The 20789-nt window shown below is 61.0% G+C and carries 32 protein-coding genes; 5 read left to right on the plus strand and 27 right to left on the minus strand.

Annotation, left to right across the window (positions count from 1 at the left end; translation table 11 throughout):
* Positions 1-215 precede the first annotated feature (215 nt).
* A complete protein-coding gene (locus PVV54_RS12135; protein WP_274910168.1) occupies positions 216-1046 on the plus strand; it encodes an undecaprenyl-diphosphate phosphatase in 831 nt (276 codons plus the stop codon).
* 1 nt (position 1047) lies between these two features.
* Positions 1048-1428 (plus strand): DUF1294 domain-containing protein, encoded by a 381-nt coding sequence (locus PVV54_RS12140; protein ID WP_274910169.1) that lies wholly within the window; start codon positions 1048-1050, stop codon positions 1426-1428.
* A gap of 21 nt (positions 1429-1449) precedes the next feature.
* On the opposite strand, the gene PVV54_RS12145 is transcribed toward PVV54_RS12140, so the two are convergent.
* Both PVV54_RS12145 and PVV54_RS12150 read right to left on the minus strand, forming a co-directional pair.
* Positions 1450-1809: an MmcQ/YjbR family DNA-binding protein gene (locus PVV54_RS12145; protein ID WP_274910170.1), complete on the minus strand. Its 360-nt coding sequence runs from the start codon at positions 1807-1809 to the stop codon at positions 1450-1452.
* Complete coding sequence (locus PVV54_RS12150) at positions 1802-2704, minus strand: LysR substrate-binding domain-containing protein (RefSeq protein WP_274910171.1); 903 nt, start codon at positions 2702-2704, stop codon at positions 1802-1804. The genes PVV54_RS12145 and PVV54_RS12150 overlap by 8 nt, the downstream gene beginning before the upstream one ends.
* A 131-nt stretch (positions 2705-2835) precedes the next feature.
* Between PVV54_RS12150 and PVV54_RS12155 the strand changes: the two genes are divergently transcribed.
* Both PVV54_RS12155 and PVV54_RS12160 read left to right on the plus strand, forming a co-directional pair.
* Complete coding sequence (locus PVV54_RS12155; RefSeq protein WP_274910172.1) at positions 2836-3447, plus strand: FMN-dependent NADH-azoreductase; 612 nt, start codon at positions 2836-2838, stop codon at positions 3445-3447.
* Positions 3448-3601: 154 nt separating this feature from the next.
* Positions 3602-4645, plus strand: coding sequence for an alpha/beta hydrolase family protein (locus PVV54_RS12160; RefSeq protein ID WP_274910173.1), 1044 nt, complete (start codon positions 3602-3604; stop codon positions 4643-4645).
* On the opposite strand, the gene PVV54_RS12165 is transcribed toward PVV54_RS12160, so the two are convergent.
* The 12 genes from PVV54_RS12165 to PVV54_RS12220 all read right to left on the minus strand — a co-directional run bounded on the left by PVV54_RS12165 (position 4607) and on the right by PVV54_RS12220 (position 12256).
* The gene (locus PVV54_RS12165) at positions 4607-5800 is read right to left on the minus strand and encodes an MFS transporter (RefSeq protein WP_274910174.1); all 1194 of its coding nucleotides are present in this window, start codon (positions 5798-5800) and stop codon (positions 4607-4609) included. The genes PVV54_RS12160 and PVV54_RS12165 overlap by 39 nt on opposite strands.
* A gap of 202 nt (positions 5801-6002) precedes the next feature.
* Positions 6003-7589, minus strand: a complete 1587-nt coding sequence (locus PVV54_RS12170; protein WP_274910175.1) for an ABC-F family ATPase — start codon at positions 7587-7589, stop codon at positions 6003-6005.
* A 20-nt stretch (positions 7590-7609) separates the two neighbouring features.
* On the minus strand, positions 7610-8803 hold the full coding sequence (locus PVV54_RS12175) for a site-specific integrase (protein ID WP_274910176.1): 1194 nt from the start codon (positions 8801-8803) through the stop codon (positions 7610-7612).
* A 183-nt stretch (positions 8804-8986) separates the two neighbouring features.
* Entirely contained in the window at positions 8987-9163 is a 177-nt protein-coding gene (locus PVV54_RS12180) for a hypothetical protein (RefSeq protein WP_274910177.1), read from the minus strand.
* A gap of 38 nt (positions 9164-9201) precedes the next feature.
* Positions 9202-9753: a hypothetical protein gene (locus PVV54_RS12185; RefSeq protein ID WP_274910178.1), complete on the minus strand. Its 552-nt coding sequence runs from the start codon at positions 9751-9753 to the stop codon at positions 9202-9204.
* Positions 9754-9815: 62 nt separating this feature from the next.
* The gene (locus PVV54_RS12190) at positions 9816-10223 is read right to left on the minus strand and encodes a hypothetical protein (protein WP_274910179.1); all 408 of its coding nucleotides are present in this window, start codon (positions 10221-10223) and stop codon (positions 9816-9818) included.
* 46 nt (positions 10224-10269) lie between these two features.
* Positions 10270-10497 (minus strand): hypothetical protein, encoded by a 228-nt coding sequence (locus PVV54_RS12195; RefSeq protein ID WP_274910180.1) that lies wholly within the window; start codon positions 10495-10497, stop codon positions 10270-10272.
* Positions 10494-10913: a phage protein NinX family protein gene (locus tag PVV54_RS12200; protein ID WP_274910181.1), complete on the minus strand. Its 420-nt coding sequence runs from the start codon at positions 10911-10913 to the stop codon at positions 10494-10496. Before PVV54_RS12200 ends, PVV54_RS12195 begins: the two co-directional genes overlap by 4 nt.
* Positions 10910-11245: a hypothetical protein gene (locus tag PVV54_RS12205; RefSeq protein ID WP_274910182.1), complete on the minus strand. Its 336-nt coding sequence runs from the start codon at positions 11243-11245 to the stop codon at positions 10910-10912. The genes PVV54_RS12200 and PVV54_RS12205 overlap by 4 nt, the downstream gene beginning before the upstream one ends.
* Entirely contained in the window at positions 11242-11493 is a 252-nt protein-coding gene (locus tag PVV54_RS12210; RefSeq protein ID WP_024086938.1) for a hypothetical protein, read from the minus strand. The genes PVV54_RS12205 and PVV54_RS12210 overlap by 4 nt, the downstream gene beginning before the upstream one ends.
* Complete coding sequence (locus tag PVV54_RS12215) at positions 11490-11930, minus strand: hypothetical protein (protein WP_274910183.1); 441 nt, start codon at positions 11928-11930, stop codon at positions 11490-11492. The genes PVV54_RS12210 and PVV54_RS12215 overlap by 4 nt, the downstream gene beginning before the upstream one ends.
* Positions 11927-12256, minus strand: a complete 330-nt coding sequence (locus PVV54_RS12220; protein WP_274910184.1) for a hypothetical protein — start codon at positions 12254-12256, stop codon at positions 11927-11929. Before PVV54_RS12220 ends, PVV54_RS12215 begins: the two co-directional genes overlap by 4 nt.
* A 165-nt stretch (positions 12257-12421) precedes the next feature.
* Between PVV54_RS12220 and PVV54_RS12225 the strand changes: the two genes are divergently transcribed.
* Positions 12422-12721, plus strand: coding sequence for a hypothetical protein (locus PVV54_RS12225; protein ID WP_274910185.1), 300 nt, complete (start codon positions 12422-12424; stop codon positions 12719-12721).
* Positions 12722-12777: 56 nt separating this feature from the next.
* Here the strand turns inward: PVV54_RS12225 and PVV54_RS12230 are convergent, their stop codons facing one another.
* The 13 genes from PVV54_RS12230 to PVV54_RS12290 form a co-directional block, all read right to left on the minus strand.
* A complete protein-coding gene (locus PVV54_RS12230) occupies positions 12778-13443 on the minus strand; it encodes a hypothetical protein (RefSeq protein ID WP_274910186.1) in 666 nt (221 codons plus the stop codon).
* Positions 13444-13452: 9 nt separating this feature from the next.
* The gene (locus tag PVV54_RS12235; protein ID WP_274910187.1) at positions 13453-14448 is read right to left on the minus strand and encodes an RNA-directed DNA polymerase; all 996 of its coding nucleotides are present in this window, start codon (positions 14446-14448) and stop codon (positions 13453-13455) included.
* A gap of 360 nt (positions 14449-14808) precedes the next feature.
* A complete protein-coding gene (locus PVV54_RS12240) occupies positions 14809-15162 on the minus strand; it encodes a four helix bundle protein (protein ID WP_274910188.1) in 354 nt (117 codons plus the stop codon).
* Positions 15163-15214: 52 nt separating this feature from the next.
* Positions 15215-15790, minus strand: coding sequence for a DUF1566 domain-containing protein (locus PVV54_RS12245; RefSeq protein WP_274910189.1), 576 nt, complete (start codon positions 15788-15790; stop codon positions 15215-15217).
* 116 nt (positions 15791-15906) lie between these two features.
* The gene (locus PVV54_RS12250) at positions 15907-16383 is read right to left on the minus strand and encodes a hypothetical protein (RefSeq protein ID WP_274910190.1); all 477 of its coding nucleotides are present in this window, start codon (positions 16381-16383) and stop codon (positions 15907-15909) included.
* Positions 16384-16454: 71 nt separating this feature from the next.
* Positions 16455-16643, minus strand: a complete 189-nt coding sequence (locus tag PVV54_RS12255; RefSeq protein ID WP_274910191.1) for a hypothetical protein — start codon at positions 16641-16643, stop codon at positions 16455-16457.
* Between the two features lie 75 nt (positions 16644-16718).
* The gene (locus PVV54_RS12260; RefSeq protein ID WP_274910192.1) at positions 16719-17237 is read right to left on the minus strand and encodes a hypothetical protein; all 519 of its coding nucleotides are present in this window, start codon (positions 17235-17237) and stop codon (positions 16719-16721) included.
* A 7-nt stretch (positions 17238-17244) separates the two neighbouring features.
* On the minus strand, positions 17245-17808 hold the full coding sequence (locus tag PVV54_RS12265) for a siphovirus Gp157 family protein (RefSeq protein WP_274910193.1): 564 nt from the start codon (positions 17806-17808) through the stop codon (positions 17245-17247).
* Positions 17805-18536: a hypothetical protein gene (locus PVV54_RS12270; protein ID WP_274910194.1), complete on the minus strand. Its 732-nt coding sequence runs from the start codon at positions 18534-18536 to the stop codon at positions 17805-17807. The genes PVV54_RS12265 and PVV54_RS12270 overlap by 4 nt, the downstream gene beginning before the upstream one ends.
* Positions 18537-18822: 286 nt before the next feature.
* Positions 18823-19017: a hypothetical protein gene (locus PVV54_RS12275; RefSeq protein WP_274910195.1), complete on the minus strand. Its 195-nt coding sequence runs from the start codon at positions 19015-19017 to the stop codon at positions 18823-18825.
* The gene (locus tag PVV54_RS12280; protein ID WP_274910196.1) at positions 19014-19244 is read right to left on the minus strand and encodes a hypothetical protein; all 231 of its coding nucleotides are present in this window, start codon (positions 19242-19244) and stop codon (positions 19014-19016) included. Before PVV54_RS12280 ends, PVV54_RS12275 begins: the two co-directional genes overlap by 4 nt.
* A gap of 290 nt (positions 19245-19534) precedes the next feature.
* Positions 19535-20017, minus strand: coding sequence for a DUF1566 domain-containing protein (locus tag PVV54_RS12285; protein WP_274910197.1), 483 nt, complete (start codon positions 20015-20017; stop codon positions 19535-19537).
* A gap of 260 nt (positions 20018-20277) precedes the next feature.
* Complete coding sequence (locus tag PVV54_RS12290) at positions 20278-20763, minus strand: hypothetical protein (protein WP_274910198.1); 486 nt, start codon at positions 20761-20763, stop codon at positions 20278-20280.
* Positions 20764-20789: the final 26 nt, after the last annotated feature.

Genomic DNA, 20789 nt, shown 5'->3' on the forward strand with positions numbered 1-20789 from the left:
TGCCAGTTCTGGCCTAGTCTGCAACCTGTGGTGCAAGCCTTTGCAAAGCGCCTTTGATAGGATCTCGGCCGCACAAGATGAAACCTTTAGGCCGGTGAACTTTTCCGCTGGCGTTGCACCCAACGGTCGCTGTAAAACGGCCGCGCCGTGAGTGGCAATTACACGTAAATCAAGAACAAGGGGCCTGCAAGCAGCAGCGCTTCAACGGGGGAATGATGGATTTGTGGACTGCCTTGCAGGCAATCATCTTAGGCGTGGTCGAAGGGCTGACGGAGTTCTTGCCCATTTCGAGTACCGGGCACCAGATCATCGTCGCCGACCTGATCGACTTTGGGGGCGAACGTGCCATTGCGTTCAACATCATCATTCAGCTGGCGGCGATCCTGGCGGTGGTGTGGGAGTTTCGGCGCAAGATTTTCGACGTGGTGTTCGGCCTGACCAGCCAACCGGCGGCACGGCGCTTTACCGGTAACCTGCTGCTGGCATTCATGCCGGCCGTGGTGCTGGGTGTGCTGTTTGCCGACTTGATCCACGAGTACCTGTTCAACCCGATCACGGTGGCCGCTGCGCTGGTAGTGGGTGGGGTGATCATGCTCTGGGCCGAGCGCCGCACGCACCGCGTTGATGTCGACCATGTAGATGACATGCGCTGGTCCCATGCACTGAAGATCGGCTTCATACAGTGCCTGGCCATGATTCCGGGCACTTCGCGCTCCGGCTCGACCATCATTGGCGGCTTGTTGTTTGGCCTGTCGCGCAAGGCGGCCACCGAGTTTTCGTTCTTCCTGGCGATGCCGACCATGGTGGGGGCTGCAGTGTATTCGGGTTACAAGTACCGCGACCTGTTCCAGCCGAGTGACCTGCCGGTGTTTGCCATCGGCTTCGTGACCTCGTTCATTTTTGCGATGATCGCGGTACGGGGCTTGCTCAAGTTCATTGCCAACCATAGCTATGCGGTGTTCGCCTGGTATCGCATTGCCTTCGGATTGCTGATTCTGGCGACCTGGCAGTTTGGTTGGGTCAACTGGTCGACGGCGCACGGTTGAAATGGCACGTGAAACCGAAATGCGCCTGAAGTTGCTTGCGCTGGCCATGTTATGCCTATTGCCGGTTATTGGCGCTGTGCGGATGGCGTTGAACGGCCAGTGGCTGCCGTTGGGTTTGTACCCCGCGGCCAGCCTGGTGTGCCTGCTGCTGTACTGGCAGGACAAGCGCCAGGCACGCGAACAGGCGTGGCGCACGCCGGAGAAGGTGCTGCATGCCAGTGAGCTGCTGGGCGGCTGGCCTGGCGCACTGGTTGCCCAGCAGGTGTTCCGGCACAAGACGCGCAAGGTGTCCTATCAGCTCGTGTGCTGGGGGATTGTGGGGTTGCACCAGGTGTTTTGGGTGGATTATCTGTTTCTGGGCGGGCGCTTTTTACCCGGCTGAAGCCGGTTGTGGGCGGGTAAACTAGATCACCAAGCCCAGCTGTACCCGCTTCGGCAGCTTGCGTACCACCAGTTGGTGCGACCGTTGCAGCAGGTCACACAGCTCCTCGCGCCCCATGGGGTAGGGCGGCGCCATGATCACCCACTTGGCTCGCGCCAGATAAGGCGCGGGCCGCACGCCTGGCCTGTCGCAATAGCCGAGAAACAGCTCATCGGCCACCTTGAACGCCAGGCCGTCACCGTTAAGCCCGATCAGCGCGAACATCTTGTTGCCCGCCACCGAAAACACCCGGATGCCGCCCCATTTGTAGTCTTCCTGCGCACCGGGCAGGTTCAGGCAGAAGGCTGCCACTTGGGCTTCTGTCATGTGTTTTTCAGACATAACGCTCTCCACACGCTTCAAATGACGCTGCCAAATGGTCTATCCATGCCCGTACGGCCGGCAGCAGCCCGCGCCGATGCGGGTATACCGCCTGCAAGTAGCCACCGGGCAATGACCAGTCTGGCAACAACCGCACCAGTTCGCCGCGCTCAAGTTCTTCTTCGCAAAACATGCTGGGCAATGCGGTAAAGCCAAGGCCTGCCCTGACGGCGGCATTGCGCACCACGAAGTCATCGATGGCCAGCCTGGGTTCCAGGGCGATCTCCTGCTGCCGGCCATTGGGCCCCAGCAAACGAAAATGCACCAGCCGGTCAGCCTCGGCAGCGCCCAACACCGGCAACGTGGCCAGTTCGGACGGATCACGCACATGGTCGGCAAAGCCCGGCGCGGCCACCAGCTGCATTTGTGCCTGGCGCAGGCGGCGGGTGACCAACGCCGGGTCTTCGTCACCCAGGTCACGCACACGCAAGGCCACGTCGATGCCCTCGGAAATCAGATCGACCCGGCGGTTGAGCAGCACCATGTCCAGTTGCACCTGCGGGTACTGTTCCAGAAACCGGCTGATCACGCCCGGCAAAAAGGCATGGGCGAGGGCTACCGGGCAGGAAACCCGTAGCCGCCCGCGCGGCTCACTGCTCATGCTGGCCACGACTTCATCGGCCGCTTCTGCCTCCAGCAGCATGGCCTGGCAATGGTGCAGGTAGCGTTCGCCCACGGCCGTGAGCTTCAACTGGCGGGTGGTGCGCTGCAACAGCCGGGTACCGAGGCGCTCTTCCAGCTCGGCGATGCGCCGCGACAGGCGTGACTTGGGGATGCCCAACTGGCGGCCCGCCGCAGCGAAACCGCCGGCTTCGACCACCTGGGCGAAGTAGAAAAGGTCGTTGAGGTCTTGCATGGTCGTCTCACTGTTCCACACATAGGACAAACTAACGCATTTTCACCCTCTTTTCAGTCATTCGCCACCCCGGTAGCATCCTCCCCATCGTGATCGCCCAACGCCGCGGTCTTCATTCACAGGAGAGTCCCATGAAACTGTTGCACATCGATTCGAGCATCCTGGGCGACAATTCCGCCTCCCGCCAGCTGAGCCAGGAAGTGGTTCAGGCCTGGAAAGCCGCCGACCCGAGCATTGAAGTGGTCTACCGTGACCTGGCTGCCGATGCCATCGCCCACTTCTCGTCCGCTACCCTGGTGGCGGCCGGCACTCCGGAAGAGGCCCGTGACGCAGCACAGGCCTTCGAAGCCAAGCTGAGCGCCGAAACGCTGGAAGAATTCCTGGCCGCCGACGCCGTGGTGATCGGGGCGCCGATGTACAACTTCAGCGTGCCGACCCAGCTCAAGGCCTGGATCGACCGCGTGGCGGTAGCTGGCAAGACTTTCCGTTACACCGAAGCCGGGCCTGAAGGCCTGTGCGGTGACAAGAAAGTCGTGCTGGTGTCCACTGCTGGTGGGCTGCACGCCGGCCAGCCAACCGGCGTTGGCCACGAAGACTTCCTCAAGGTGTTCCTGGGCTTCATCGGCATCACTGATGTGGAAGTGGTGCGCGCCCACGGCCTGGCCTACGGCCCAGAGCACCGTAGCAAGGCCATCGATGCCGCCCAGGCACAGATTGCCGGTGAGCTGTTTGCTGTAGCCTGACGTGCCCTCGCGGCAAGCCCGAACCCTGGCAGGGGCGGGCTTGCCGCGTAATGGCCCTCACATGTATTGCATTTCATCCAGTTTTCATCTGCCCCCCGCCCAAACACTCCTATCCTGACGCTATCCCTTCGCCCCCGTGCGGAATCGTCGGTCGATGAACACCCCCCGCTGTTTACTGGCCCTGCTGCTCGGCTGCCTGTTGGGCAATGCCGAGGCTGCCCCGTGGGTGACCGGCCTGCACCACATGACGTTCGCCGACCCCGTTGATGCCCGCCCGATGCAGGCACTGGCCTTCTACCCGGCGCAAGGCACGCCCCGCAGCATCCGTATTGACGGCTATCCCCTCGACGTTGCCGAAGAAGCCCCGGCCGCACTCGGGCAGTTCCCGCTGTTGGTGCTGTCTCATGGCAACACCGGCAGCCCGCTGGCCTTGCACTACCTGGCCACCGCGCTGGCGAGGCGGGGGTTTGTGGTGGTGGCGGTGGTGCACCCCGGCGACAATGCACGGGACCATAGCCGCCTGGGCACGTTGAGCAACCTGTATGGGCGCCCGTTGCAACTGAGTGCCGCCATCACGGCCGCCCGTGCCGACAAGCTGCTGGGTCCGTACTTGAACGCGGGCAAGGTGGGGGTGATTGGTTATTCTGCAGGCGGCGAGACAGCGTTGATCCTGACGGGCGCCCAACCGGACTTGGACCGCCTGCGCCAGTACTGCCTTGAACGCCCCAACGATGCCGATGCCTGCAAGACCCATGGTGTACTGATCGCCGACCGCAGCGAGCTGACACCCAAGGCGGACCCCCGTGTAGGCGCGGTGATGTTGATGGCGCCGCTGAGCCTGATGTTTGGCCGCCACGCCCTGGCCAGCGTGCAGGTGCCGGCGCTGATCTACAGCGGAGACAGCGACCAGTTGCTGGCCCTGGACCGCAATGCCGAAGCGCTGGCGCGCAAGCTGCCGGTCACCCCGGACTACCGCTTGCTGGCAGGCGCGGGGCATTTTGTGTTCATGGCGCGTTGTGACGAAGAGCAATGGGCGCGGATGCCGGCCTTGTGCAAGGATGCCGAGGGTGTGGACCGCCGTCACATCCACCACTCGCTGCAGCGCGACACCGCCACGTTCTTCAGCCAGGCACTGGGCGCGCCTGAGCCTGCCGAGCGTTCAGCCGCGACCGCTGCGCCGCGCCAACAGCAACGTTAGCCCCACGCCAGCCAGGGCCAGCAAGGCCGCCACACAGAAGATCGAGGCATAACCCAGGTGTACCGCTACGGCGCCCATTATCGGGCCGGCGATGGCCAGCGCCATGTCGAAGAACACGGCGTACGCGCCCAACCCGGCGCCCCGGCTGCTGCTCGGCACCTGCCTGATTGCCTCTACACCCAACGCTGGGTACACCAGCGACAAACCAAAGCCGGTGAGGCCTGCACCCACCAACGCCCACGCCGGTGAAGGGGCGAGCCACAGCAGGCTCAAGCCGACCACCTCGGTGGCCATGCAGGTGATGGCCACGTTGTAGCCGCCAAAGCGGTTGACTGCGTTGACGAACAGCAGGCGCGAAATGATGAAGCACACGCCGAATGCGCTGAGGCACAAGGCGGCGCCGGCCCAGCCGCGTTCCAGGTAATACAGCGTGACGAACGTGGTCAAGGTGCCATAGCCGATGGACGCCAGCGTCAGGCCCAGGCCGCAAGGGGCGACGCGGCCGAAGGCGGACCAGAATGGCAGGCGCTCACCCCGGACCACTACGACGTCCGGCCGCTTGCGCAACACCAGCATGGCGACCAGCGCCAACACCAGCAGAACAGGCCCAAGCACGCTGAAACCCACGGCATCGACCGCCAGCACACCCACAGGAGCACCGATGGCAATGGCACCGTAGGAAGCGATACCGTTCCAGGAAATGACCCGGGCAGTATGCTCCGGCCCCACTTGGTTGATGCCCCAGCTCAACGTGGCAACGCCGATCAAGCCTTGTGCAAGGCCGAGCAGCAAACGGCCCGCCAGCAACAGCGCCAGGCTGAGCAGGGGGGCGGTCAGCGTCCAGGCCGAAAGCAGTGTCAACACTCCGCAGGCAGCGATACCCAGCAGGCCGTAGCCGATCGCCTTTTTGCCGCCCAGCGTGTCGGCCACCCGCCCGGCAAAGGGGCGGCTGAGCAAGGTGGCGAGGTATTGCACGCCGATGGTCACCCCGGCTATCACGGCGCCATAACCCAGCTGGTCGTGCACATGGCTGGGCAACACCGCAATTGGCAGGCCGATGCAGAGGAAGGCAATGAACGTGTAGAAGACGATCGAGAGGATTTGCAGGGTTACGTTGAAGGTGCTGCTGGCGGGGGCGGGCTGTTGCGCGGTCATGGGCTCGTTCGCGGGTGGGCGGTTGGGCGTGACCTAATCATGGACGGTGTGGCAGGGAAATGAAAGCTGGCTAACGAATTATTCATCCGGGGAGCGTCAGCCTGCGTGATGGTGGTGGGGCTATCGCGGATAAATCCGCTCCTACAGGGATCGCGCGCCCATGTAGGAGCGGATTTATCCGCGATGAAGCAGCTCAGCTATTTCAGACCAGTACGCCCTGGCTACGCAGGTAATCGTCGTAGGTACCGCTGAAGTCCACCACGCCATCAGGCGTCAGCTCGATGATGCGGGTAGCCAGCGACGACACGAACTCACGGTCATGGCTCACGAACAGCAGGGTGCCCGGGTAGTTTTCCAGCGCGAGGTTCAGCGCTTCGATCGATTCCATGTCCAGGTGGTTGGTCGGTTCGTCCATCACCAGTACGTTCGGCTTTTGCAGGATCAGCTTGCCGAACAGCATGCGGCCCTGTTCACCACCGGAAATCACCTTGACCGACTTGAGGATCTCGTCGTTCGAGAACAGCATGCGGCCCAGGGTGCCACGGATTACCTGCTCGCCGGAGGTCCACTGGCCCATCCAGTCGAACAGGGTCACGTCGTCTTCGAAGTCGTGCGCATGGTCCTGGGCGTAGTAACCCACTTCAGCGCTGTCGGTCCATTTGACTTCGCCCTTGTCCGGCGCCGTTTCACCCACCAGGGTGCGCAGCAAGGTGGTTTTACCGATGCCGTTGGGGCCGATGATGGCAACGCGCTCGCCGGCTTCGATGGTAAAGCTGAAGTCCTTGAACAGCACCTTGTCGTCGAAGGCCTTGGCCATTTTCTCGACCACTACGGCTTGACGGTGCAGCTTCTTGGTTTGCTCAAAGCGGATGAACGGGCTGACACGGCTGGACGGCTTGACCTCGGCCAGCTGGATCTTGTCGATCTGCTTGGCCCGCGAGGTGGCCTGCTTGGCCTTGGAGGCGTTGGCCGAGAAGCGGCTGACGAAGGTTTGCAGCTCGGCGATCTGGGCCTTTTTCTTGGCGTTGTCCGAGAGCAACTGCTCGCGCGACTGGGTGGCCGCGGTCATGTACTCGTCGTAGTTGCCCGGGAACAGGCGCAGCTCACCGTAGTCCAGGTCGGCCATGTGGGTGCAGACGCTGTTCAGGAAGTGCCGGTCGTGGGAAATGATCACCATGGTGCTGTTGCGCGCGGTGAGGATGGTTTCCAGCCAGCGGATGGTGTTGATGTCCAGGTGGTTGGTTGGCTCGTCGAGCAGCAGCACGTCCGGGTCCGAGAACAGGGCCTGGGCCAGCAGCACACGCAGCTTCCAGCCCGGCGCCACTTCGCTCATGGGGCCGAAGTGCTGTTCCAGGGGGATGCCCAGGCCCAGCAGCAGTTCACCGGCACGCGATTCGGCGGTGTAGCCGTCCATTTCGGCGAATTCGGTTTCCAGCTCGGCGACGGCCATGCCGTCTTCTTCGGTCATTTCCGGCAGCGAGTAGATGCGATCGCGCTCGGCCTTGACCTTCCACAGCTGGCCGTGGCCCATGATCACGGTGTCGATCACGGTGAATTCTTCGTAGGCGAACTGGTCTTGGCGCAGTTTGCCCAGGCGGGTGTTCGGCTCGAGCATGACCTGGCCACCGGACGGCTCCAGGTCGCCGCCGAGGATTTTCATGAAGGTCGACTTGCCGCAACCGTTGGCGCCGATCAGGCCGTAGCGGTTGCCGTTGTTGAATTTGACCGAGACGTTTTCGAACAGGGGCTTGGAGCCGAACTGCATCGTGATATTAGCGGTGGAGATCAAGGAGCTTACCTATCAATAACTTACGTGACTTCTTCGCAGCTACGGACCAATTTCGGACCAATCTGGAGCTTTTCCAGCTCCTGCCAGTCGTTGGACGAGTTAATCCAGCGCGCATAAGTCGATAAGAGCATCTGCACGCTATGCCCGAGCTGTTGGGCGATAAATGCGGGGTTGAGACCAGACATTAAGCATATTGTCGCATAGGTGTGGCGGCAGTTATACGGGGGACGGTACCTGATCCCCAAACCTTTGAGGATCGGGCGCCACTGGTGGTGCACATCCGAAGTCTGTTTAACGTACTCTCCATTCTTCCCGGGCGGGAAGACGAACGGCGATTCGGTGAATTGCCCTTTGCCCTGCCTGCGGCGCTCTGCATACTGCTTGGCGAACTCCAGGGCGTGAAGCGCCCTGTCGTTGAGCAGTACAAACCTATCCCTCCCAGTCTTTGTCCTTTCCTCAACCACTCCAAGCGCGATAGTCCGACGGACGTGAATAGTCTTTTTGACCATGTCGACCGTATCCCAGCGCAGAGCCAGGCCTTCCGACAGCCGCAGACCAGTGAAGAACATGAACTCAAAGAAGGCAGCGTAAATCTGGCTTGGCCAATGCTTGTGCTTGTAGAGCTCGGCAATGATCGCGTTGGCTTCTTCCAGCGTGAGCGGGTCGACTTCCTTCTTGGACCTGGCTGGGAGCTGGATAACCTCTGCTGGGTTTCGAGTGATCAGCCCATCCAGAACCGCCGAGCGCAAGATTGTCGACAGCTTGACCATTGCGTTGCGCTTTACCGATGGAGATGTCCATTCGGTCGAGGCGACGATCCGCCGAAGCAGGGTGGAGGTGATCAGATCGATGCGCACCAGCGCTAGGCTTGGCACCCAATACAGGTTGAGTGTGCCCTTGTAGTTAAGCCTGGTACCGGCGGCGATTTCCCGGCTGTCCAGCCATAGCTGGGCGTATTCGCCGAATGCTGGAACACCGCCCAAGACAGCGGAGGAGCTTGGGAACAGCTCCGCGTATTTGTCGTGATCGAGCAGGTTGAGCTTGATCAGGCTATTTACTTTATCGCGAAGCTGGGATGCAGCTTTGATGCCTTTTTGTGTCGGGGGATAGGGAAGGGTTTCACTTCGGCGAGTACCTTCCCACATGAACCTGAGGCGGAGCGAGCCGTAGTGGACGTCGATCCCTGGGGGTAAATCCATTGGCTTTCCAGCCATTCGTCGTACCTCTTTTTACTGTAAATGATCCGGCCGCCGTGCTTCATCCAGACGCCTTCGGGGATTGCACCGCGCAGACGCCTTCCCTCCAAGGCCCTTTTTGTGCAGCCGAGAAGGTCGGCCATACGCTGCTCGGTGACCTTGTCGATGTCTTCTGAAGCTTCAGTTTCCATAATTCTGCCCTCAGGCGGTGAAGTGGTACCCGACCGTAGCCGCTCTGGCTGCTTCCTCGGTGCGGAACATGAGCTGAGTTTTGCTGATCCGGCCATAGGACTCATATTCCGCATCGACCCACCAGGCACCGAACTTTCGGTACGGCTCGCCGAGGATCTTCGTGACGTAGCAGTCGATCAGGTTCATGGATGGTCTCCACGCCGCCGGTGGCGGCAGGTTGGTGGTCAGGCCAGCAGCACGTCGCGCACGACTTCCCAGAGTCGGGCGGCAGGCCATTGGTAGCGGTTGAAGTCCGTGTCCGGCTGTATGCCGTGGCGGCAAGTGGAGTGGGCGCCGCGCGGGTATTCGTCGCGCTTCTGCATGATGGTGGCGACTCTTCCGTCACCGCCTGGCTCGGTGCGGTGATAGTCATACGCGGCAGTCCGGTACTCGCCGCCCGCGTAAATCAGGTCGGTGCCCTGGTGGACCATGTCGGCTCGCCCATCTGGCGTCCATGGTCGCCCGCCGCCCCGCTGGCGCTCACCTTCGTGCAGATACATCACGAACTCGCCTTCGGCATGACGCAGAGGTTCGTAGCGGTGGTTGATCTGTTCGCCTACAAGAACGCGAGACACAAAGCTGAAGCGGTGGTCGTGGATGGCGGAGTGTTCGAAGCAGGTGCGCCGGGGCAATTCGGGGTGCCAAACATGCAGGCGCTGCTCGCCCTGCAGCTGGACCTGAACGAAGCCCAGGCCGTGGAGCGTAATTTTGTCCGTCATCACGTCGTCGATGATCATGGCAATAGCTCTCCATACCCGCGCGTGTGGGCGGGCTTGAGTAGTAGGGGTAGGGATAGGGGTTAGGCTGCTGGCGCGACTGACTCTTGCCACTCAGTGATGTCGGCGCCAAAGTCCTTGCTGGTGAACGTGATGTTTCCGAAAGGCCAGCGATAGATGAACGGCCCGGTGCGCTCGCAGCTGGCCAGGACACTGCCGCAGGACAGCCGGATGTCGATCCGGTCTAGCGCTGGATCTTCGTCTGGATCTGGCGGGCACCAATTGCCTACGGCCTTGCGGACCCGCTCGACAACGTCATCGATCTCGAACCCGCCGCGAGATGAGCCTACAAGTGATGCGACCCGCCACATCCCGGTTTGCCAGCGGTCTTTCCTGACCAGTGCTCCGTCTTCGCGGAATTCGTAATCTTCAACCTTGGCGTCGCGGAATTCAGGTCGGCGGAAATCCAGTTCGGTTACTTCACGGCTCATCGCGGCCCCCTGTATACCAGGTAGGCCATGTACATCAGGGGCAGGATCATGGGCGCACCTCCGTGCCATTGTCCCGGTCTTTCACGCAGAACAGCTGGTAGCCTTTCGGCGTGTTCTCTGGCGCCCGGGCAGCCTCAACTACTGCATTGATGTCGTCCGTGCCCAGGTCGTTCGAATTGACGAAGAATGTGCGCCGGCCGGTCCTGGGGTTTGGGTGCATGGCCATGGCCGGGGAAAAGCCGATCACTCGGTACTCCATGATGAACACGGTCATGACATGAGCTCCTTCGGCACCTGGACGGTATCGCCGAGCTTGGCCTGCGCTACAGCCCGGCAAGCGGCAGTTAACGCGTTAGGTCCGCCGCCGCTTGGGAGCTCCTGCTGACCGCTTGGCTTGCACACATACGCGCACCAGTACTCGCCGGTTGGGCTGCGACTGAAGCCGCTTCCATTGAAGCTGGTTTGAACGTGATGCTTGTCAATCAGCGGCCCGCCCAGCGCCCAGTCTTCCCAAGGGTTGTAGCGCTTGGTGTACTCCAAGACGGCGCCCATCTTCCGAGAGAAAACGCGCCACCCTGTGCCGTACTGCGGCTCTACTAGGTAAAGTTCAAGGCCTTCCGCCTTGCCAACGGCCCACCCCAGCGCCTCGCCGGCCAGATCTGCCGTCTTCACTTCGATCAGGTCGGTCATGGCATCAGGCTCCCAATCGCGGCGGCTGCGCGCACGATCGCCCTATGCGGCGACGGGTCAGAAATCGATCCTGATGCCAGCCCCTTGTTGTAGTAGGCGATGGCGCCACCAGCTGTGAAATTCACCATCATGTTGAGGCTCATCGCCAGGCTGAACGCATCCCCGTCGTCAATCAGCGGGCGCCAGTAGAGCCACTTCGATGCAGGTGATTGAGGCTCCGGGATGACTTTTCGCAGAAACGATCCTTGGAATACATCCTCATCGGTCCAGCGCACCTCAAACCCTGCAGCCTTGGCCGCAAGGCGCAAAAGTTCTTGATCCTGCTCAGTCACAGCTGATACCTCTCATCAATCCAGCGCCCAGGCGCCAGAGCGGGTGTAGGTTCGGGTTGGGTTTCGTGCGGGGAGAGCTGGCGCTCGTTGCCTGCCTGCAGCTGGCTGTCGGGGATGCAGCTGATGCCGACCCCATTCAGCAGGTAGCAAGTGACGCCGCGCTGGCTGTCGTGCTGAACGTCGATGACGTTCTCGGTTGCGCTGGCGCCGGTGGCCAGCAGCAGGAGGCAGAGGGCGAGGCGGGTCATTGGCTCACCTGCTGGATGTTGGAATCGACCCAGTTGCGCATGCGCTGCCATCGCCTTTCGGGCGTGTCCGGCACCAGCTTCCAGCGACCGGCGGCATCCTGCACAAACTCGCCCGGGTTATCGTCGTTCTCATAGACGATCTCGGCAGCCAGCGCCTCAGCAATGCCGAAGGCCTGAGCCACGCTCTCACGGTCATGAGGGTCAATCTTGCTCATGTCAAGGCCGCGCTTGGCGCCGATAGCGCCGAGTGTGCAGAACTCGCCGTCGGCCTCTAGCTTGTCGGTCACCAAGCGCTTGTCGGGCATAGCATCCAGCGCGTCGCGCAACTCAGCCAAGAAGGCTTGGCCACGCTTGCCCCTGATGGCTGATGCGACGGCGCCCCGCCAGCAGATGAGACCCCAGCCACCACAGTCGTCGCTGTATCCGCTGCGGCTCATGGCTTCACCTTGTGGCGAACCCAAACGCAGATCGGACCGTCCTCGGTGTCGTGGATTGAGAAGGTGAACCAGCCATCACCGGCCGGCTTGCTGGGCTGCCAAGGCGTGCAGTCATAGTCGCCGCCGGCGTCGAGCCATTCCGCGTTCAGCTCTTCAGGACCGTCGTTTTCCATCTCGACCACGCAGTACTCCAGGCCGTGCTCGCCGAACCAGCTGAACGGCAGTGCGCATTCGTCGCCATCGTCTGGCCAGGCCGGGTGGGTCCAGAAGCCGTATTCGTCGCGCTCCACCTGCAGCGGCTGGATCAGTTGCTTTTCTTCAGGCATGACTTCGTCCTTGGCCGCCATATCGCGGCAGTTAATAGATGGGAGAGGGAATTGCCGATTGTCCGATTCGGCTCACAGATCGGCTCGGCGGATTTGCGGAAAATCGGGCGTTCGCTATGGTGGCAATTAACCACCTAACTACAACTAAAGTCGTAGGAGAACGGCATGCGAATTAGAGGTGATGTCTTTTGGGCCTGGGCTGACCCGTCGCTTCATCACCGCACTCACGACGAGACGCTCAACGACGGGACATACATTGATGTTCAGGTGCGACTGTCGCGGACAGGCAGCACGCAGATGTTCATCGGCGTGTACGCGCCGAGTGGCATGGCCATCCATGAGGAGGCCTTTGATTCTCGACCTGGCGAGTCGATGACCAGGGCTCTTGCTTGGGGCGTGGGCCGTGCCCGCCGAGTTGCCACCGAAGGTCTGCCTGCTTCCGACCTGCTCTCTGCCTCGAAATAGATGGGGCAGGGGTTACAGTTGGGTGGAGTACAAATGTGCTCCATACGTCAGGCTGGCTATCGGGTGGTGTTCGGCTGAATCGCGAGACCCCTGACGGCTTCGCTGTAGATGTACTTGATCTTGTCCCAAGGGATGATGTGGCGCTGGCCGTACTCACCCTCGCCATCGCATATCTCGCAGCCTTCTACCGCCTCATCCAGTTCGCGGCATTCCGGGCATTCCTGGGTGACTTCCAGCTTGAACTCACCTAGCAGCAGTGCCTTGGCGCCGTTCTCGGCTGTGAGCCGCTTGGGCATTAGGCAGTATCCGTCAGGGATGGATACCAAGGGTCCAACAGGGACAACCGGCAGCCCAGTCTCGGCCGCATCCCGCTCTGCCTCTTCTTTGTTCCACCAGAAGGCAGTACCAACCATCCAGGCTATAGGCTCGGGGTTGGGCTGCGGGGCTGGCTGAGTGAATTCAAGGAATTCCGGCTTGAAGCCGGCGCGCTGCTTGATGGCCATGAGCAGCGAGGCAACCGAGACACCTGCGCCGAAGGTGGTGGCTGGCGGCAGCTTCACGGCGCACGGGGTTACTTGCGGCACCTCGGCAGCTTCGACGGCTTTGTTGATCTCCGCCCAGGCTGCAGGGCCAAGGCTCATTTCAGCTTTGATGCGGTCTATGACCCACATCGGCAGGATGGCCAGTTTTTCGGTATTGGTGGATCGGGCTTCTTTGGCCATGTTGAGTCCTCAGCGTTTCGGATAGGTTTGTGTCAACGTTCCGTTGACCGAGTGACCTCGTCGCAGAACAAGATTGGCCAGTGCGGCGCGGTCTTTCTGACTATGACTGGCCTGACCAAGTAGGCCGAAATAGCTGTTGGCCGTCTCTCGTAGGCTCTCTGCTGATGCTGCTGCGGTTCGCTTCAAGGCCTGAGCAACCGACTTTTTGCGAGTGGTTCGGCGCCAGGGCTTAATCACATGCCCGACGAAGTCCACGCCACGGTCAATTGGCTGCAGGATGGTCTTCGAAGGATTTAGCCTTACGCCCAGGCTGGGCAGGAAGTCTTCGATCTGCCGGAGCCAGTCATTCAACTGTTGTGGCGACTCATGCAGCAGCACGAAGTCGTCGACGTAGCGGATGTAGTGCTTGGCCTTGAGAGTGTGCTTGCAGAACTTGTCCAGGGCGTCGAGGTAGACGTTGGCGAAGAATTGCGAAGATAGGTTGCCGATGGGTAGGCCGAGGTATGCAGGCTGTGCCGTGAGGCGCTTGTGCTGCGGCACCCGGTTGAATAGGTGCGCAGGGCTGCGCTCGGTGTAGCTCTCGCGCGGGTCGTGCATAAGCACCTGCAGGGCCAGTTGCCTGAACCATGGGTCGTCGATGCGGCTTGACAGTTGCCGGGCCAGCACGCGCTTATCGATAGACACGAAGAAGTTGGCCAGATCGCACTTGAGGTAGAAGCCAGGCCTCGACCAGTTCTGCGTCTGGCTACGAATCTTCGCCTCCATTCGCTTACCGGCGTACAGCGTGCCGCGTCCTGGGATACAGGCGCAGCTGTCCGCTATGAAGCTGCGTTCGATGGCGGGGCCGATACGGTTGTACAGCAGGTGGTGCACGATACGGTCGCGGAAGTCGGCGGCCCACACCTCGCGGGCCTTTGGCCGGGTGACCACAAAGCAGATTGAGCGACCCGGTCGGTATGTTCCGGCCTGGAGATCGTCGAATAGGTCGAGGAGATTGATCTCCATGTCTACCTCGAAGCGTCGGGCACTCGCGGTGTTCCGCTTGTGTCGTCGGCAGTCGTAGTAGGCCTGGGCCAATTCCTCGAAGGTGAAGCTCGCAACGGGCGAATCTGCGGACGGGGCGGACGAGACGCTCGACGTCCTTGTCGTTGTTGTTGAGCCAGCCATCCTCAAAGTCCATGTTGTAGGCGTTGTTGGCGGAGAACTGCGACCTATCGTGCTATCTACGTCGCCAGGACGATTGCTCAGCCTGGAAACTGCGCCGGACCTACCGGAATCTGCTGGTGGTATCCGTGGTGCGCATGGCGGTGATCACAGATCAGCGGCACGACCAGATTCAGCGCACAGGCAGGAGGGCCGTAACCCTCAAGCAGCGGGCGCGGTTGCGGATTTTTTCCAGGCATTTGCCTGTCGGCCTACGGAGGCCGTGAGCTTCATTGCCTTGGCGTGCTGACCCTTGCTTATCAGGCCCTTGTTGGTGAGGGCGCGCAGCAGGTAGTTCAGCATCCATACGCTTTCGAGCAGAAGGTTCAGGTGCGGGAGCTTGTCCCGTGCCATGTTGGCGCGACCAATCAGCACCAGAGCTTGCAGGCATTCGTCCCGGATCTTCGAGCCGACGACCTGCTTGATGTCGCGCGGGATGTTTCGAACCAGGTCGAGTGAAAGGCCAAGCAGTTCCTCGGCCACCTTGTGTATTTCGAGCTCTGTGTGCAGGGCCATCCTGGCCTCCTAAAAGCGAGGGCGCCGAGGCGCCCAGGAATGAAGAATTGGATTACGAAATAAATCTGCGGACGGGGCGGACGAGACGCTCGACGCCCTTGGCGTCGTGGCTGCCGAGCCAGCCACCCTCAAAGCCCATGAGGTAGGCGCTGTGGGCGGAGAACTGCGAAGACGACCAGTGATAGGCCTTTTCGAAAAGTTCTGGCACGTTCGCCTCGGCCACCTGCAACTCACGGCGGGCGGGCAGATAGAAGTCGTTGTGCCCGTCGGCAGTGAATTCGCTAGCCAACTTGGCAGCCGGGTGAGAATTGCTATCGGCCAGCAGCGCCCGGGTATTGGAAAGGCCGTCACTCATGCTGGAGGCGCCTTCGCATTCCTCGCCGCGACCACCCCATTCGGCGCGAACCTGCTCGGTCAGCAAAGGAACGATCAGGTAGTAGTCCGGCGCACCATTCTCTCCGCGCACCAGGCCAGCGTTGTAACCACCTTGCCCGGGCCAGTACGAGCCCAGGGCAGGCACATCGGAAGGCGCTGCATCAAGCGCCGCATAGTTGAGCAGGCGGTCGAATTCGCGCTGGATAATTCGGGACGCCACATTGGCGTCAATGCTGATGTTGACTTGCTCCATGGGGTGCTCCTGATGGAAATAGGTGCAGGCGGCCGGCGCTTCCCGGCGCGCTTCTGGTCTGAACGTCGTCCTGACGAACCCGGAATCACCTGCGAAGAAAGGAATGAAGGAGTGAATTACTGAAGGATGAGGCTGCGGACGGGGCGGACGAGACGCTCGACGTCCTTGCCGATGCTGGTGAGCCAGCCAGCCTCAAAGCCCAAGCAGTAGGCGAGGTTGGCGGAGAACTGCGAACTCAGCCAGTGGAAGCGATCTTCGCGCAAGGTCACTAGGCCCTCAGCCTTGGCTGCCATCAGCAACTGACCTTCCAGGCAAGACGGGATGAACGCGCCCAGTTCCAGCGCCTTGGTGGCGATCAAGCTGCCGGCTTCGGCCATGGCGTGGGTATTGGCCTCGCCGTCGCTGTAGCTGCTAGCGCCCTTGATCTCGACGCCGTACTCGCCCCAGGCGCCTTCGAACTCTTCAGGCATCAGCACCAGGGCGCGCTCTTGGTCGTTCAGCCAGTAGCGGGTAACGAAGATGCCACCAGCCAGCATCTGACCGCGTTCAGGCAGGTCAGCGGCGGCAATGGATTGCAGTACAGATTGGGTCATGACTTTCTCCAGGGTGTAAGCCGCCCTCCATGGCTGGTGGCGGTGACTTGATAATTCGTGGGGTGGGCCAGTTACTTCAGGATGGCTCTTGCGCATGCCTGGATCTCAATCCAGAGCGACGACGAGGGCCGCGCTTCGTACTTGACGAGCGCACCGGCGATCCGCATAGCCAGATCTTCTTTGCTACCGGTTGGCAGCGATGGCGGCTGATGGGCAAGCTGGATCGGCAAATCGTATTGCCCGGGCAGGTCGATTCGCATCGCTGGCTCCTTCGTGCAATCCGCTTGGCGGAAGGTGGAATTGTTCTTGTCTTCGGCGCTGGCGGACCTGGAACTTCAGATTGGACCGTCGCATCGCTTGCCCTCAGCTTTGGGGTAATCGACGCCGAACAGATCAATGATCCGACAGAATTTGCGGTCGGATATACCAAGCTTGATCTTCGCCTGGGTGCGGTTCAGGCCCGCATCGCGCAACTCGACGACCTGCGCAGCCAGGACTTTGTCAGCTTCAGGGTCTGCATAAACCCTATTCTTCTCGCCTCGACCTCGGTTTGGGTCGGGCCTGAAGCAGAAGCATCCCTCCATAGCTGCACGGTACAGCGTGGTCTGAGCCAGGCCGGTGTGCCTCATGGCCTCGGCGTAAGTCATGGTCTTGGCGAGCTTGCGCAACTCGGCCAGTTGTTCCTGGCGCTTCTGCGCCTTCAGCCCTAGTGGCTTCGGCTGTATGGCGCGCACCTGCTCGATGTCGCGATGCGGACGGTGCGGCACGTACTGGAAGCCTTCGAGCACGATGATGCTGCCTCCAGAGGCAAGGAAGGCCGCTTGTGCGGCCTCTAGGTCGATGGATTGGTTCATGCCTGCCTCACTTGATGCGGATCGAGCTCTCGCCGCGCTCAAGATGCGCCCAGGCTGGCTCGGGGATGAGTTCGTCTTCGCAGTCCTCGCCGGCGGCCATGCGCTTTCGTACGTCCTCGTTGTGCTCGCGGTCAGCCTTGAGCTTGGCGGCGATAGCGCTCTTGTCCGGTGTGATCTTGGTAGTCACCGAAGTAAGGTCGTCTGGTACCGCATCCTCGTTGTCGACGATCACCTTTTCTTTTCCGGCAACCAGGCTGATGGTGAACAGCGGCCGCTTGATTGACTTGATGTTGGCCGCATCCATGTTGCGGCGCAGGTAGTCGGTTATGGCGGTAACGCTGTTGGCCTTGATGCGCTTCAGCTCGTTGAGGCGGTTTATCTCAGCGTCAATGGCGCCGATGTCACCCTCGATGTTCCGGCGCAGCATCACGATGTTGTCGGCCTTCACTTCGAATTCGCCCTGAATACCGGCCATGGTGTCCTGAATGGCCTGCTTCAGGCCTTCGTCATCGGTGTCGCACATAGCGGCCAGTTCGGCCATCTGGCCGGTGAGTGCGTAGAGCTGGGTCATACTGCAGCCTCCTGCGGTTTGCCGGTTTCGAGGTTTTTCAGTTCAAGGGAGATGCGCGCGGCGCCTTTCTCATCCTTACGGCCAATGAGCTTACGCACTGCATGGTCGTGGATTTTCTTGCGCTCGTGCGGCGTTGCGGCGCTTTGCATCAGGCCAATGGTCTCCTTGATGTAGTCAAGGCGCTCTTGCTGCTGTCGCTCAATCTCTGCCTGCTTGTCTTCGGCTTGCTCGATAGCCTGCTCGGCTTGCAGCTGCTGGACGTAGTTCTGATCATCGAACATGCCCAGGAACACATCGGCACTGAAGCCCAACATGGAAAGGGCTTTCTTGATGGCGTCGGTCAGCGATTTCTTTGGCGCCTCGCCATCTGTGGTCATGCCGTAGTTGGTCTTGTACTGATACCGTGTGCACCCGTACTGCTCGATCTCACCGCGCTGGCCGTCCTGTACGAACCACAGGCAGATCTTGACGGTGTGGCCGATCTCGCGGCCAATGCAGGTGCGCTTGTCACCTTCTCCGGCGTAGATCTCGTGGCCGTCATCGAAGCGCTCTTCGATAATCTTCCAGCCCCAACCGATGCCAACTGGCCCAAACAACTCGGTGGCCTTCATGACCATAGCGGTGCCGTTCAGGCTGGTGATCTGCTGGCCGCCGACCTTGGCGTCCTTGGTGTATCGGGTGTCGGTCGTCTGGACCTTCTCCCAGATGCTCATGTTGGTGGTGGACATTGGAAAACCTCGCGCCAGGCCGGCGCCGTCAGTTGGAATAGGGAATGCCAGGTCACCCAGACACGGAGGAAAGTTCCAGGCCCTGGCTGCGGTGGATGGTTGCGCGCTCTCGCCGCTTACGCTCCCGAAGGGGTACGGTTATCCCCGATGGGGCCCGCCGTGCTCGGGTGCGTGAATCAGGAAGTGATGCTGCCGGCCCAGGCGCTCGCAAGCATCCAGGCGGTGCAGATGAGGAGGGCGGCGAATCTGCCGCGCCAGAATGCCCAGCGCCTCTCTTGCTTACGGTTCATGGCCTCACACGGATGGCGATGCGGCGACCTTTCATGGTGACGCCAAGGCTACGCGTCAGGCTCTGCACCATCGTATTGCGGGGCAGGCCTACGGCCTCGCTGAACGAAAGACCGAAGCTGATCACTGCCAGGCTGCGCTCGATCTGCTCAAGCTGTTCGTCAATCAAGGACTTCACAGGCGCAGTACTCATGCGACTCTCCCTTTTGTGGTCATCCATTGCTGGTGGTCAGCGATAACAAATCGGTTAAGCCGTTCCTTGTAGTGACGCTGTTCTGGCAGGTCTATCGCTCCTACAAGTCCGGCCAGGTCGATGGCGGTGTCTAGCTCGGCGCGAAGCACATCCGTGAACCGTTCCCTTGCCCATTCAAACCGCGACTCAATGAAGTCGACTACGTCCTGCCTGGTTTTCTTGTTCATGCTGCCTCCGGCTCATCTTGCGCAGCCTTCACCGGGCAGCGCTTCAGGTGTTGCATCAAGGCGAACTGATTGCATGGCTGAACCCCACACCAGGGGCATTCGAGCGAGTCGTCGTCCGGTTCAAGCCTGTGGTTGCCAAGGTATGGGCAGGCCATGAAGCCTCCTTTGCTGACGACCGCATTGATCAGGCGCCGAGCGCCAGTGACCAAGCTGGGCGTGAAAAGCCAGCTCGGCGCCTGTCAATGCGGTCGAAGAAAGAGCCCCGCAGAGCGGGGCATTGAAGGAATGAATTACTGAAGGAATCTGCGGACGGGGCGGACGAGACGCTCGACGCCCTTGCCGAGGCCGTAGAGCCAGCCACCCTCAAAGTGCATGAAGTAGGCGCTGTAGGCGGAGAACTGCGAAGATGACCAGTAGTACCAGTCGATTGCGAACGACTCCGGCAAAAACTGCCAGGCGTGGTGCAGTTCGCCAATCGAAGGCAGGTAGAAGTCGGCGTGGCCGTCGGCGGTGTAGCCAGCTGCAGCGATAGCAGCGGGGTGCTTGCCTTCACGGCCAACCAGCACCTCAGTGTTGGCCCGGCCATCAGTCCGGCTCACAGCCTCAACCTTTACGCCGTAGTCGCCGTAAGCGTGGCGACCCGGCACATCTTCAACAGCAAAGATGATGTGACAGAGACCTTCAGGGTACTGGCGGATACCGCCGTAGATGCCGCCTTGGACTGGCCAGATTTCGCCGATGGCCGGCGGGGTCAGCTTCTGTTCTGCGTTCATGGGGTGTTCCTGTGTCGGGTGGGGTAGGGTGCATCGGGGTGTGATCTGCGCGGAAGGCAAGCCCCGCTTGGCGCCTGAGAGTGCGCCCCCTCAAGCCACGCTCCGGTGATTACTCACTGCCTGGTCGTGGTCTCGCTTTCTTCCCGAGGTTGCGAACCCTCGTGTCTCGGCTAGGTGCCAGCGCCTTAATGTCTGCTGGCGGTTTCAGATCACACTCCGATGCAGCCTGCGATGGGGAGCAGGGTATCGGGCAGTTAACGTCAGGCTGACGTGGCGGATTCTTCTTTATGCGCCCGGTGGTAGCCCGACTCGAAGAAAGCTTGCTGCTCCTCGTCTCGGCCATCCCTTTTCCACTCTTCAGTGGAGCGGTGGATAATCTCTCCGTTATGGGCTGTGCGGCGATCCTTTGGGCTGTCGTGATAGGCCCGATAACCGTCGATCCAAGCCTTCGCGTCTTTTCGGCGAGGAACGTCCGCAAACCCGCTTTTGGTGTTGTTGCCGCTGTAGTGACCGCCAACGACGCGCTTACCTTCCGCGTCGAGGATGTGCCAGGAGGCGATCCAGTTGTGATGCGCGCACGAACCCCACAAGCACAGGCGCCAAACATAAGCGCGCTCGTTGCTGATCTTGAAGCCCTTGTATTCCATCGCGTTGCCTCTAGGGCGGTTGATTTCCCGTCTGGCCCTGTCGCCAAGGCCAGCCAGTGAAATCTTTTCCCACATTACCGCCAGGGTGGCGGGGCGCATTGCATGCCCGGGTCGTTCTCTCAGTT

This window comes from Pseudomonas sp. PSKL.D1 (assembly GCF_028898945.1).
In the GTDB taxonomy this organism is placed as follows: Bacteria; Pseudomonadota; Gammaproteobacteria; order Pseudomonadales; family Pseudomonadaceae; genus Aquipseudomonas.